Below are 12998 nucleotides of genomic sequence, written 5' to 3'. Positions count from 1 at the left end.
TGAATCCTGAAAATGGCTCGGCAGCCGGCGGCGGGATTGATCGACCGCGCCGTCTCGCGACTGTCCGAAGGGATAAGTGGTCTAGGATGGAGGCGCCGAACGGCGCGACACTGGCCCCGAATCCGGAGCTATGATGCCGCGGATGCGGGGCTAATGGCCCGCGATGAGATTGCCCGAGCGGTGGAGACCGCGGCAGAACTGGGGATGGCTGTCCATGGCCCCAAGGCTCGGCCAAGCGCTCCGCTTTGTCAAATCGCGCCACTGCGCCGCAGGGCGGATCAGCGGCATTGCGAGCCCACTTAACCTTTGGTTAATCTTGTTCAGGCGCTCTGAAGCGACCCCGTTCTCCAGCCGTTCCGAGAGCCCTCATGCGCCTGTCCGTCATTGCCGCCACGGCCCTGATCAGCCTCGCGCCGGCGCTCGCGCAGACGACCGGCTCGATCAACACCTCTGCCGCCAAGGCCAGGGATGCCAAGCCCGCGCCGGCGGCGGTCCCGGCCAATGCCTCCTTCGACGCCTTCCTGCAGCGGCTCTGGCCGCTCGCCCAGCAGCGCGGCATCTCGCGCGCCACCTTCGACGCCGCCTTTCGCGGCGTCACGCCCGATGCCTCGATCGTCGCGCTGACGAAGAAGCAGTCAGAATTCACCGCGCCGATCTGGGGCTATCTCAACAGCGCGGTCGGCGGCACCCGCATCCCCCGCGGCCGTGACGCCGCCGCCGACAATGCGAGTGTTCTGGCGCAGGTCGAGGCACGCTATGGCGTGCCCAGGGAGATCGTGCTCGGCGTCTGGGGCATGGAAACCAATTACGGTTCGTTCAAGGGCGACAAGGACACCATCCGCTCGCTCGCGACCCTCGCCCATCTGCGCTATCGCGGCGACTTCTTCCGCGACGAACTGCTGACGGCACTGGAACTCATCCAGAAGGGCCATGTCGAGCGCAACGAGCTGCGCGGCTCCTGGGCCGGCGCCATGGGTCACACCCAGTTCATGCCGTCGAGCTACATGAAATACGCGGTCGACTGGACCGGCGACGGCCACGCCGACATCTGGACCTCGACCGCCGACGCCCTTGCCTCAACGGCCAATTATCTCAAGGGTTATGGCTGGGTGCCGGGCCTGCCCTGGGGCCTCGAAGTGACCCTGCCGGAAGGCTTCGACTATCGGCTCAACAAGGCGAGCTTCTCCAGCTTCGCCTCGGCCGGCGTGCGCCACGCCGACGGCCGGCCTCTGCCCTCCTCGGGTGAAGCCCGCCTGTTCTACCCCGCCGGCCATCGCGGCCCCGTGATGCTGCTGACCGAGAATTTCGACGTCATCAAGAAATACAACTCCTCCGACGCCTACGCGCTCGCCGTCGGGCATCTCGGCGACCGGATCATGGGCCGTGCCGCGATCCAGGCCGATTGGCCGGTGCAGGCACCGCGCCTCGACAAATCAGGCATCCAGGACGTCCAGCACCGGCTGAAGGCCCTCGGCCTCTACAACCACGACGCCGACGGGCGCATCGGCACCGGTACGCGCGAAGCTGTCCGGCAGTATCAGCTCCGCAACGGCGAAATCGCCGATGGCTGGCCGACCCCGGCCCTGCTGGCGAAGATGCGCGCGGCCCGCTGACGCCGACGCCGTTACGCACTATATATCCGGGACGCCGGCAATCGGCTGGCGCGGGATCGAGAGCCCGATGCGTTTGCGCTCCCTCCTCATGCTTCTTGTCGCCGCCGGCCTCTTGCTCCTGACCGGCGGACCGACCTCGCTGGCCCAGCAATATCGCCAGCAGCAGCCGCAACAGCGCGGCTTCTTCCAGTGGTTCTGGCAGCAGCCCGCGCCACCACCCGTCGTCCAGCCCCAGCGCCAGCGCGTGGCGCCGGTCGTGCGCCGCCGCCCGGCCGCCCCTGTCGTCGTCCGGGACGATCCCGTCATCCCCAAGGTCGATGTCGCTCACCACATTCTGGTCCTGGGCGATTCATTGGCCCATCTCCTCGCCGACGGGCTCGAGGAAGCTCTGGAGGACCGGCCGGACCTCGCAGTGGTCCAGAAGGCCAAGCCGGATTCCGGCCTCGTCCGCAACGACTTCTACGACTGGCCGAAGGTGGTGGGCGAGTTGCTGGCCGGCGACCAGAAGGTGAGCCTCGGCGTCATGCTGATCGGCTTGAACGACCGGCAGGCCATCCGCGAAGGCGACATCGTCCATGAGCCGCTGAGCCCCCGCTGGCTCGAACTCTATCGCGAACGCATCAATGCCGTGGCGCAGGTCTTTACGGCCCGGCGTGTGCCGCTGATCTGGGTCGGCGCGCCCCCGGTGCAGAACGCCAGGCTCTCGGCCGATCTGGTCACCTTCAACGAGCAATATCGCCAGCAGGTCGAGCGCGCTGGGGGACAATATGTCGATCTCTGGGGCGCCTTCGTCGATGCCGAGAACCGCTATGCCGCGATGGGGCCGGACGTCTCCGGCCAGACCATGCGGCTGCGGCTCGGCGACGGCATCCATTTCACCGCGGCCGGCGCCCGCAAGGCAGCGCATTTCGTCGATGTGCTGGTGCGCCGGATGTTCGAGCCCGGATCGCAGGCCAGCGTGATCGCGCTGCCGGTCTCCTCCGAGACCGGCGCCCCCACCAGCCCCGAATTGCAGCCCGGTGGCGTCGAACGGCTGATCGACCAGATGGTCAGCGGCCTGCCCTCGATCAGCCTGCCGGCTGCACTCCAGGCTAAGCCGCTGGCCGGCCCGATCCTGCCGCTCACCGGCAGCGCCGTGCCGGGCGATCAGGCGCTGCTGATCTCGATTCCCGAAGCGCGCGGCCGCGGCGAGATCGCGGGGCAGCTCGACCGCATCTTCGGCGAAGGCGTCCTGCCCGAGCCGAAGCCGGGACGGATCGACGACCACCGCTGGCCGCGGTGACGTGATTTCGCGATGAGCACGCTTCTCAAATTCGCGGTCGTCATGGCTCTCGGAATCGCGCTTGCGATCCTAATGGCCTTGGGGGGGAGCTTCCTGATCGGCAGCGCCTATGTTCTCGTCGTCAAACGCGGTGCCCTGATCAGCACTGACGGATATCTCATTCTACCCTGGACACACGGACGCGACGGGCTCGCCTCCAGTGTCCTGGGGTTCGTCATCGGCGGGCTGCTTGGAATGCTGACGTGGAAGCCGATCTGGATGGCCGGCAGCCGCTTCCGCTAGAGCAGATTGAGGTCCCCCGCGAACGGCTGCTGGCGATCACACCGGCAAAATCGTCTCGCCCATCAGGTGCTTGTCGATCGCATGTGCCGCCTGGCGGCCCTCGCGGATCGCCCAGACGACCAGCGACTGGCCGCGGCGCATGTCGCCGGCAACGAAGACGTTCTCGGTGCTGGTCTTGTAGTCGCGCTCATTCGCGATGACGTTGGCGCGCTTGTCCACCGCCGCGCCCGACTGCGCCACCATGCCCTCGATCAGCGAGCCCGCGAAGCCGATGGCGAGGAAGCAGAGATCGGCCTGCAGCACGAACTCGGTGCCCGGAATCGGCTTGCGCTTCTCGTCGACGCGCGCGCACTTCACGCCGGTCAGCCGGCCGTTGCGGCCTTCCAGACCCAGCGTCGCCGCCTGGAATTCGCGCTCGGCGCCCTCGGCTTGCGAGGAAGAAGTGCGGAACTTCGTCGGCCAATAGGGCCAGACGGTCAGCTTGTCCTCGATTTCCGGCGCCATCGGCCGGATGTCGAGCTGCGTCACCGAGAGCGCGCCCTGGCGGAAGGCCGTGCCGACGCAGTCCGACGCCGTGTCGCCGCCGCCCACCACGACGACATGCTTGCCTGCGGCCAGGATCGGCGTGATCGCCGAGATGTCCTCGCCGCCGGTGCGCTTGTTCTGCTGGGTGAGGTAGGGCATCGCATAATGCACGCCCTGGAGATTGGTGTCAGGCAGGCCCGGATCGCGCGGCGCCTCGGCCCCGCCCGTCATCAGCACGGCGTCGTGCTCGGCGGTCAGCGTCGCGAAGGGCAGCGTCACGCCGACATTGACGTTGTAGTGGAAGGTGACGCCCTCGGCCTCCATCTGCTTCACGCGGCGGTCGATGTGCTTCTTTTCCATCTTGAAGTCGGGGATGCCGTAACGCAGCAGGCCGCCGGCCCGCGCCTCGCGCTCATAGAGATGCACCTCATGGCCGACGCGGGCGAGCTGCTGCGCCGCCGCCATGCCCGCCGGGCCGGAGCCGACCACCGCGATCTTCTTGCCGGTGCGGATGGCAGCAGGCTCGGGAACGATCCAGCCCTCCTGCCAGCCCTTGTCGGCGATCGCCTGCTCGATCGTCTTGATCGTAACCGGCATGTTCTCGAGGTTCAGCGTGCAGGCCTCCTCGCAGGGCGCGGGGCAGATGCGACCGGTGAACTCCGGGAAGTTGTTGGTCGAGTGGAGGTTGCGCAGCGCATCCTCCCAGCCGCCGGAATAGACCAGCTCGTTCCAGTCCGGGATTTGGTTGTGGACCGGGCAACCCGTCGGCCCATGGCAGAACGGGATGCCGCAATCCATGCAGCGCGCCGCCTGCTTCTTGATGTCGCGCTCCTCCAGCGGGAGCGTGAACTCCCGGAAATGGCGGATGCGATCGCCGGCGAGCTGATACTTCTGCTCCTGCCGGTCGTATTCGAGGAAGCCGGTGACCTTGCCCATGTCTTGTCTCTCGCCGTCCTGCCCAGCCTCGGGCCGGGCATCCCCGTTTGGCCGAGGCGCCTGTCCTGATGAGATCCCGCCCGAAACATCCGGACGGGGCTGAACTCTCGTCCTATTCGGCAGCCTGGAGCGTGCGCGCCTGCTCCATCTCGCGCAGCGCCCGGCGGTATTCCACCGGCATCACTTTGACGAACTTGGTCCGGTAATCGGCCCAGTTGTCGAGGATGCGACGCGCCGTCTCCGAACCCGTGTAATTCGCGTGGTTCGTCAGCATCTGCATCAGGCGCTCCTCGTCATGGCCCGACATGTTGGCCATGTCGATCCGCCCCTTGTGTTCGAGATCGCCGCCATGGTGGTGGAGGCGCTCCATCAGGTCCTCCTCCTCCTCGACCGGTTCCAGGTCGACCATGGAGAGGTTGCAGCGCGCCTTGAAGGTGCCGTCCTCGTCCAGCACATAGGCGATGCCGCCCGACATGCCGGCCGCGAAGTTGCGGCCCGTGGGCCCGATGACGGCGACGACGCCGCCGGTCATGTATTCGCAGCCATGGTCGCCGGTGCCCTCGACCACCGCGACCGCGCCTGAGTTGCGCACCGCGAAGCGCTCGCCGGCGACGCCGCGGAAATAGGCCTCGCCCGCGATCGCGCCATAGAGCACGGTGTTGCCGACGATGATCGAGCGCTCCGGCACCGCCTTCGAGGCGGGGTCCGGCTTCACGATTAGCTTGCCGCCCGAGAGGCCCTTGCCGACATAGTCGTTGGCCTGCCCGGTCAGCTCGACCGTCACGCCCGCCGCGAGGAAGGCGGCGAAGCTCTGGCCCGACGTGCCCTTGAGCTTCACCGTGATGGTATCCTCGGGCAGGCCGGCATGGCCGTACTTCTTGGCGACGACACCAGAGAGCATCGCGCCGGCGCTGCGGTCGACATTGCAGATCGCATGCTCGATCACGACCGGCGTGCCGGTCTGGACCGCATCCCTGGCCTGCTCGATCAGCTTGCGGTCGAGGACCTCGTCGATCGGGTGCTTCTGCAATTCGACATGGCGGATCGCGACCTCCGGCAGCTCGACCTTGTGGAAGAGCCTGGTGAAGTCGAGCCCCTTGGCCTTCCAGTGGTCGATGGCGTCGCGCTTGTCGAGCAGGTCCGACCGACCGACGATCTCGTCGAGATGGGTGAAGCCCATCTCGGCCATGATCTTGCGCACGTCCTCGGCGACGAAGAAGAAATAGTTGACGACGTGCTCGGGCAGGCCCTTGAAGCGCTTGCGCAGCACCGGGTCCTGCGTCGCGACGCCGACCGGGCAGGTGTTGAGATGACACTTGCGCATCATGATGCAGCCGGCGGCGATCAAGGGCGCGGTCGAGAAGCCGAACTCGTCGGCTCCCAGCAGCGCCCCGATGACGACGTCGCGGCCGGTGCGCAGACCACCATCGACCTGCAGCGCCACGCGCCCGCGCAGCTTGTTCAGCACCAGCGTCTGCTGGGTCTCGGCGAGCCCGATCTCCCAGGGCGAGCCGGCATGCTTCAGCGAGGTCAGCGGGCTCGCGCCCGTGCCACCCTCGAAGCCGGAGATGGTGATGTGGTCGGCACGCGACTTGGCGACGCCGGCCGCGACCGTGCCGACCCCGATCTCGGAGACGAGCTTGACCGAGACGTCGGCAGCCGGGTTGACGTTCTTCAGGTCGAAGATGAGCTGCGCCAGATCCTCGATCGAATAGATGTCGTGATGCGGCGGCGGCGAAATCAGGCCGACACCCGGTGTCGAATGCCGGGTCTTGGCGATCTTGGCGTCGACCTTGTGGCCGGGCAGCTGGCCGCCCTCGCCGGGCTTGGCGCCCTGGGCGACCTTGATCTGCATCACGTCGGAATTGACGAGATACTCCGTCGTCACGCCGAAGCGGCCTGACGCGATCTGCTTGATCGCCGAGCGCTTCGAGCGCCCGTCAGCCATCGGCTTGAAGCGGATCGGCTCTTCGCCGCCCTCGCCCGTGTTCGACTTGCCGCCGATCTGGTTCATCGCGATGGCGATGGTCTCGTGCGCCTCGCGCGAGATCGAGCCGAAGGACATCGCGCCCGTGGCGAAGCGCTTCACGATCTCGGCCGCCGGCTCGACGCTCTCCAGCGGCACGGGCTTGCGCCCGTCATCGGCCGCGAGCTTGAGCTTGAACAGGCCGCGGATCGTGGTCAGCCGCTGCGCCTCGTCGTTGACCTGCCGGGCGAAGTCCTCGTAGCGGTCCTGAGCGTTGAGGCGCACGGCGTGCTGCAGCGAGGCGACGACGTCGGGCTGCCAGACATGGTCCTCGCCGCGGATGCGATACATGTACTCGCCGCCGATATCGAGGCTGTTGCGGTAGATCGGGGCGTCGCCGAAGGCGTCGCGATGCCGGCTGACGCTCTCCTCGGCGATCTCGTCGAGGCCGACGCCTTCGATCGCAGTCCCCGTGCCGAAAAAGTAGCGTTCGACGAAATCACTCTTCAGCCCGACAGCGTCGAAGATCTGCGCGCCACAATAGGACTGGTAGGTCGAGATGCCCATCTTGGACATCACCTTGAGCACGCCCTTGCCGACCGACTTGATGTAGCGCTTCACCACCTCATAGGCGTCGACCTCGGTCGGGAAGGCCCCCTGCTCGTGCTGGTCGAGCAGCGTGTCGAAGGCGAGATAGGGGTTGATCGCCTCCGCGCCATAGCCGGCGAGGCAGCAGAAATGATGGATTTCGCGCGGCTCGCCGGACTCGACGACGAGGCCGACCGAGGTGCGCAGCCCCTTGCGGATCAGGTGATGATGCACGGCGGCCGTCGCCAGCAGTGCCGGGATAGCGATCCGGTCCGGCCCGACCAGCCGGTCCGACAGGATGATGATGTTGTAACCGCCATGGACCGCGGCTTCCGCGCGCTCGCAGAGCCGCTCGACCGCGCCCGCCATGCCGGCAGCGCCGTCTCGCGCCGGATAGGTGAAGTCGATCGTCTTGGTGTCGAAGCGGTCCTCGTAATGACCGATGCAGCGGATCTTCTCGAGATCGTCATTGGTCAGGATCGGCTGGCGCACCTCCAGCCGCTTGCGGCGCGAGGTGCCCTCCAGGTCGAGGATGTTCGGCCGCGGCCCGATGAAGGAGAGCAGGCTCATCACCAGCTCCTCGCGGATCGGATCGATCGGCGGGTTCGTCACCTGCGCGAAATTCTGCTTGAAATAGGTGTAGAGCAGCTTCGACTTCGACGAGAGGGCCGAGATCGGCGTATCCGTCCCCATCGAGCCGACCGCTTCCTGCCCGGTCACCGCCATCGGCGCCATCAGCAGGCGCACATCCTCGGTCGTGTAGCCGAAGGCCTGCTGGCGATCGAGCAGGGCGACGTCGGTGCGCTGCGCCCGCGCCTCGACCGGCGGCAGATCCTCCAGCACGATCTGGGTGCGCTTCAGCCAGTCCTTGTAGGGGTTTGCGAGGCACAAGCTCGTCTTGATCTCATCGTCGCCGATGATCCGGCCCTGCTCAAGGTCGATCAGCAGCATCTTGCCGGGCTGGAGGCGCCACTTCTCGACGATCTTCTCCTCCGGGATCGGCAGCACGCCGAATTCGGAGGCGAGCACGACGAGCCCGTCATCGGTGACGAGATAGCGCGCCGGCCGCAGGCCGTTGCGGTCGAGCGTCGCGCCGATCTGGCGCCCGTCGGTGAAGGCGATCGCGGCCGGCCCGTCCCAGGGCTCCATCAGCGCGGCATGGTACTCGTAGAAGGCGCGCCGCTCCTCGTTCATCAGCGGATTGCCGTTCCACGCCTCCGGCACGAGCATCATCATGGCGTGGGCCAGCGAATAGCCGCCCTGCACCAGGAATTCGAGCGCGTTGTCGAAGCAGGCGGTGTCGGACTGGCCCTCATAGGAGATCGGCCAGAGCTTCGAGATGTCGGCGCCGAACAGCTCGGAATCGACCGATGCCTGCCGCGCCGCCATCCAGTTGACGTTGCCGCGCAGCGTGTTGATCTCGCCGTTATGGGCGACCATCCGGTAGGGATGCGCCAGCCGCCAGGACGGGAAGGTGTTGGTGGCGAAGCGCTGATGCACGAGCGCGAGCGCGCTTTCGAAACGCGGATCGAGCAGGTCCTTGAAATAGGTGCCGAGCTGCGTGACCAGAACCATGCCCTTGTAGACGATGGTGCGCGCCGACATCGAGACCGGGTAATAGGTCGCCGTCGCCCGGTCCTGGCGCTGATAGACCTTGTTGGAGACGGACTTTCTGAGGACATAGACCTTGCGCTCGAAGTCGTCCTCGCTCTCGACCTCGGCCGGGCGGCCGACGAAGAGCTGGCGATGGGCCGGCTCAGTCTCCAGCACGGCCTGGCCGAGATCGCTGTTGTCGACGGGAACGTCGCGCCAGCCCAGGAAGATCAGCCCCTCCTCGGCGACGGCGTGCGCCACGATCTCCTCGCAGACGGCGCGATCGCCCGCCTCCTGCGGCATGAAGAACTGGCCGATGGCGTAATGCCCGGGCTCCGGCAGCGCGATGCCGAGCCTGGCGCATTCCTCGCTGAAGAAGCGATGCGGGATCTGGGTCAGGATGCCACAGCCGTCGCCGAGCTTGGGATCGGCGCCGACCGCGCCGCGATGGTCCAGGTTGCGCAGGATCTGCAGGCCTTGCGCGACGATGGCGTGGCTCTTGCGGTTCTTCATGTCGGCGACGAAGCCGACACCGCAGGAATCCTTCTCCATCGACGGGTCGTAGAGGCCCTGGCGCGCCGGCATCGCCGGATCGCGCACCTCCGGAAAACGCTCGAAAGGCTTGACGTTGTCCAAAGGCTTGCCGCCGCCCAAAGACGTGGTGCCGGCCATGATGGCACCGCTCGACTGGCTGGTTTCGCTCATCGTCAAACCCCGCTTGCCAATGCCCTGCCAGCTTCCGCCGGGAGGCACCTTTGAGTCCATACAAACCTTCCGCCGCGCCGGGCCGTCATCACTGCCTTCCAGCCCTCGGGAGCCGGCAGCAAAGATGGGGCCAACAGGGCCGCAGTCGTCTTTTCGGAGGTTTGCTTGCGCTGTTCTCGGGCGCCCGCGTCCTCCGCAGGCGCTAGGGCTGGTCGCCCTGCCGCGCCTGTTTAGGCCGCCGCTTTACGGGCGGCGCGCGTACGGATGGCTTTGGCGTGTTTGGCCGTACCCTTCGTCATCGCTCCGCTCCGTTGCGCTGGCGCGGCCGCCAGCGTTCGAGGCTGCGGCCATCGCGGTGAAAAATGGGACAGCAACACTGTCCTATTGCCACGAACTTGCCAGAATTCTAATCTCTGCACAAGAGCCGATTTCGCGCCGAAACGAAATTTTGTTGCGATATTGCAGAATGGCCGGATATATCCGGCACGAAAGCCTGAGCAGCCCCGCACGGTTCTTGTTCTGGTCGGCCTTCGCGGCGCTCCTCGCCTAGTGCCCCGCCCCATCGGCCCGCAACGCAACGCCCCCTCGCGCGCATGCGCTTGGCAGACCGGCATGGCGTCTCTATCGCAGAGGCATGAACTTCATCAGCGACAACACCGCCGGCGCGAGCCCCAACGTCATGGCCGCCATCGCCGCCGCCAATGATGGCGCGGCCTCCGCCTACGGCACGGACATCTGGACGCAGAAGGCCGAGCGGCGCTTCGCCGAGATCTTCGAGCGCGAGGTCGCGGTCTTCCTGGTGACGTCAGGCACGGCGGCGAATGCGCTCGCGCTCGCCTGCATCACCCGCCCCTGGGGCGCCGTTCTGACCCATGAGGAAAGCCACGTCGCCGACGACGAATGCGGTGCTCCCGAATTCTTCAGCGACGGCGCCAAGCTGATCGGCCTGCCCGGCGTCGGCAACAAGATCACCCCCGATCTGGTTACGCAGACCCTGACGCGCTTCCGTGAAGGCGCGCTGCATCAGGTCCAGCCGCAAGCGCTCTCGATCACCCAGGCGACCGAGTGCGGCACGATCTACAGCCTCGAAGAGATCCAAGCCCTGAAGGCCGCCGCCGCGCCACGCGGGCTCACCATGCATATGGACGGAGCACGCTTCGCCAATGCGCTGGTGACGCTCGGCTGCAGCCCGGCCGAGATGACCTGGAAATCCGGCGTCGACGCCCTCTCCTTCGGCGGCACCAAGAACGGTGCCTGGGCGGCCGAGGCCGTGATCTTCTTCGATCCGGCCACGGCGGGCGAAATGAGGTGGCGCCGCAAGCGCGCCGGGCAGACGCTGTCGAAGGGCCGGCTCATCGGCGCCCAGTTCGACGGCCTGCTGGCGGACGGGCACTGGCTCGGCCTCGCCCGCCACGCCAATGCGATGGCGCTGAAGCTCGCAGCCGCGATCGAGAAGAGCGCGGAAGCCCGTCTCGCCTGGCCCTGCCAGGCCAATGAAGTGTTTCCGATCTTGTCCGCTCCCCTGCAGGCAAGGCTCAAGGCCGCCGGCGTCGGCTTCCTGGCATGGTCGGACCGGGCCCTGCCGGAAGGCACGACGCTGGCCGAAGGCGAGGTCGTCGGCCGTTTCGTGATGTCATTTTCGACGCGGGAAGAGCAGGTCGAGAGGCTGATTGCGCTGGTCGCGGCCCGAGAAGGCTGAATTCCCTCCCGATTCCAGCCCCAAGCATGCCGCAATCCCTAATGAAGACTGAAGCTGGATTTCAGTGCTTGGAAGGGATGACTCTATGGCATTTCGTTCGTCCGCGCCGAAGCGCGCCGTGCTGATGGGGCTGGCTGTCGCCGGCGCCCTGGCCGGCACGGCCGGCGCCGCATCGGCTCAAGCCTATCTTTACGAAGAAGACGCTCCCTATCTCGAACAGCGTTTCGGCTACGGCTATCGCTACGCGGCCCCCCGCCCACCTGCACAGATTCCACCCCGCGCGGCCATCCGCCTCGCAGCCCGCGATTTCGGCCTCGCCCAGGTCGATCGCACGGTCCGGACAGCTTCCGCCTATGTCGTCGACGGCCGGACGCGGTCGGGCGCACGCGTCAGGCTGATTCTCGACCCTTATAGCGGCGACCTCATCGACCAGATCGTGCTGCAGGGGCCGGCGCGCAGCGCTCCCCGCGTCGCCCGCGTCGACCCCCGCGACGAGGCCAGGCCGCCGCAGCCCCGCCCCGTGCCGCGACCGCCGGAGCGGCCGCCTTCCCTGAAGCCGCCGGGCCAGGCAACGGCGCCCGCGACCGTGGTTCCGCCCTCGCCGGCTGCCCCGCCACGTGCCGAGCCCGCGCCCGCAATCGAGAAGCCGCCAGCTGCGGCCAGTGCACCGGCAACCGAGACGCCCCCCTCCCCCGTGGCGCCGCCGCGCGCAGAGCCCGCACGCCCCGCAGAGAAGCCACCGGCTGCGGCCAGCGCGCCTGCGACGGAGACCCCGCCCGCCCCCGCCATGCCGGCGGCGCCGACGCCGGGCCCGAGCGACCCCGCCACCGGCGCCGAGAAGCCCAGACTGGTCAATCCCAGCGACGTGCGCGGCACTGAAGCGGCCGAGCGCGAACCGCCGCTGGCCCGTTCCGAGCAGCCCGGCATCCCGGCACAGTTGCCGCCGGTCCAGACACCGGACGCCACGCCCTCGGCGCCGAAGCCCGAAACGCCTTCCGTGCCGGTCACGCCGCTGGATTGATGCACGAGGCGAAGTTTGCTCGGCAGCCACCCGCGTCATCCCGGACAAGCGGCGAAGCAGCGCTGCTCCGGAATCCATCGTAGAGTTCCGGAGCCCTCCGATGAATCCCGGGGCAAGCCCGCGATGACGGCCATGGTTCCGTAGCTATGGTATCATGACGCAAAAGGGCGCTTCCGGTCTCCCGGAAGCGCCCTCCTCATGTCAGGCGATCCATGCCGGCGCGTTACGCGGCCTTGGCTTCGAGCACCTTGGCCTTGCTCCCGCCGATCGCGATCTGGCGGGGCTTCTTGGCCTCGGGAATCTCGCGCACGAGATCGATATGGAGCAGCCCGTTCTCGAGGCTGGCGCCGGTCACCTGCACATAGTCGGCGAGCTGGAAACGACGCTCGAAAGCGCGCGCCGCAATGCCCTGATGCAGGATCTCGCGCTTATCGGCCTGCTCCTCGGCCTGCTTCTCACCGCGCACGGTCAGCGTATTCTCCTTGCTCTCGATGGCAAGGTCGCCCTCGCCGAAACCGGCGACCGCGATGGTGATACGGTAGGCGTTCTCGGCGGTCCGCTCGATGTTGTAGGGCGGGTAGCTCGGCGCGGAATCGGCACTGCCGGCCTGGTCGAGCAGCGAGAACAGGCGGTCGAAACCGACGGTCGAGCGATAGAGCGGGGAAAGATCGAAGTGACGCATGATGTCCTCCAAAGGAAGCGACGTTTGCTCCAGCCCGCCTCTCATGAGCGCGGGCCCGGTTCAGGTTCGCGCAGCCGGTTCCGGCCTGCGCCACACTGAGTTGGGA

General features: G+C 67.2%; 8 protein-coding genes. 5 read left to right on the top strand and 3 right to left on the bottom strand.

Going from position 1 to position 12998, the window contains the following annotated elements:
• Positions 1-368: 368 nt before the first annotated feature.
• From AC1RMY_RS02150 to AC1RMY_RS02140, 3 genes are all read left to right on the top strand, one after another.
• On the top strand, positions 369-1613 hold the full coding sequence (locus AC1RMY_RS02150; protein ID WP_492862290.1) for a lytic murein transglycosylase: 1245 nt from the start codon (positions 369-371) through the stop codon (positions 1611-1613).
• A 67-nt stretch (positions 1614-1680) separates the two neighbouring features.
• Entirely contained in the window at positions 1681-2895 is a 1215-nt protein-coding gene (locus AC1RMY_RS02145; protein WP_492862289.1) for an SGNH/GDSL hydrolase family protein, read from the top strand.
• Between the two features lie 12 nt (positions 2896-2907).
• Positions 2908-3177, top strand: a complete 270-nt coding sequence (locus AC1RMY_RS02140; protein ID WP_492862288.1) for a hypothetical protein — start codon at positions 2908-2910, stop codon at positions 3175-3177.
• A 36-nt stretch (positions 3178-3213) separates the two neighbouring features.
• On the opposite strand, the gene AC1RMY_RS02135 is transcribed toward AC1RMY_RS02140, so the two are convergent.
• Together AC1RMY_RS02135 and gltB are read right to left on the bottom strand one after the other, a co-directional pair.
• Positions 3214-4638 carry a glutamate synthase subunit beta gene (locus AC1RMY_RS02135; protein WP_492862287.1) on the bottom strand — a complete coding sequence of 475 codons (1425 nt, stop codon included), beginning with the start codon at positions 4636-4638 and terminating at the stop codon, positions 3214-3216.
• A 112-nt stretch (positions 4639-4750) separates the two neighbouring features.
• A complete protein-coding gene (gltB, locus tag AC1RMY_RS02130) occupies positions 4751-9370 on the bottom strand; it encodes a glutamate synthase large subunit (RefSeq protein WP_492863544.1) in 4620 nt (1539 codons plus the stop codon).
• Between the two features lie 754 nt (positions 9371-10124).
• Here gltB and AC1RMY_RS02125 point away from each other — a divergent pair.
• Together AC1RMY_RS02125 and AC1RMY_RS02120 are read left to right on the top strand one after the other, a co-directional pair.
• Positions 10125-11189, top strand: coding sequence for a threonine aldolase family protein (locus AC1RMY_RS02125; protein WP_492862286.1), 1065 nt, complete (start codon positions 10125-10127; stop codon positions 11187-11189).
• 85 nt (positions 11190-11274) lie between these two features.
• Entirely contained in the window at positions 11275-12210 is a 936-nt protein-coding gene (locus tag AC1RMY_RS02120) for a hypothetical protein (RefSeq protein WP_492862285.1), read from the top strand.
• A 223-nt stretch (positions 12211-12433) separates the two neighbouring features.
• Here the strand turns inward: AC1RMY_RS02120 and AC1RMY_RS02115 are convergent, their stop codons facing one another.
• Positions 12434-12892 carry an Hsp20 family protein gene (locus AC1RMY_RS02115; protein WP_492862284.1) on the bottom strand — a complete coding sequence of 153 codons (459 nt, stop codon included), beginning with the start codon at positions 12890-12892 and terminating at the stop codon, positions 12434-12436.
• Positions 12893-12998 lie beyond the last annotated feature (106 nt).

The organism is Allobosea sp. GW822-FHT03F07, assembly GCF_058801345.1.
This window is presented reverse-complemented; position numbering and strand designations above follow the sequence as displayed.

Excerpts from the sequence above, each read along its gene's own strand:
- AC1RMY_RS02150 (WP_492862290.1), top strand. The coding sequence starts at position 369 with ATGCGCCTGTCCGTCATTGCCGCCACGGCCCTGATCAGCCTCGCGCCG.
- AC1RMY_RS02145 (WP_492862289.1), top strand. The coding sequence starts at position 1,681 with ATGCGTTTGCGCTCCCTCCTCATGCTTCTTGTCGCCGCCGGCCTCTTG.
- AC1RMY_RS02140 (WP_492862288.1), top strand. The coding sequence starts at position 2,908 with ATGAGCACGCTTCTCAAATTCGCGGTCGTCATGGCTCTCGGAATCGCG.
- AC1RMY_RS02135 (WP_492862287.1), bottom strand. The coding sequence starts at position 4,638 with ATGGGCAAGGTCACCGGCTTCCTCGAATACGACCGGCAGGAGCAGAAG.
- gltB (WP_492863544.1), bottom strand. The coding sequence starts at position 9,370 with ATGCCGGCGCGCCAGGGCCTCTACGACCCGTCGATGGAGAAGGATTCC.
- AC1RMY_RS02125 (WP_492862286.1), top strand. The coding sequence starts at position 10,125 with ATGAACTTCATCAGCGACAACACCGCCGGCGCGAGCCCCAACGTCATG.
- AC1RMY_RS02120 (WP_492862285.1), top strand. The coding sequence starts at position 11,275 with ATGGCATTTCGTTCGTCCGCGCCGAAGCGCGCCGTGCTGATGGGGCTG.
- AC1RMY_RS02115 (WP_492862284.1), bottom strand. The coding sequence starts at position 12,892 with ATGCGTCACTTCGATCTTTCCCCGCTCTATCGCTCGACCGTCGGTTTC.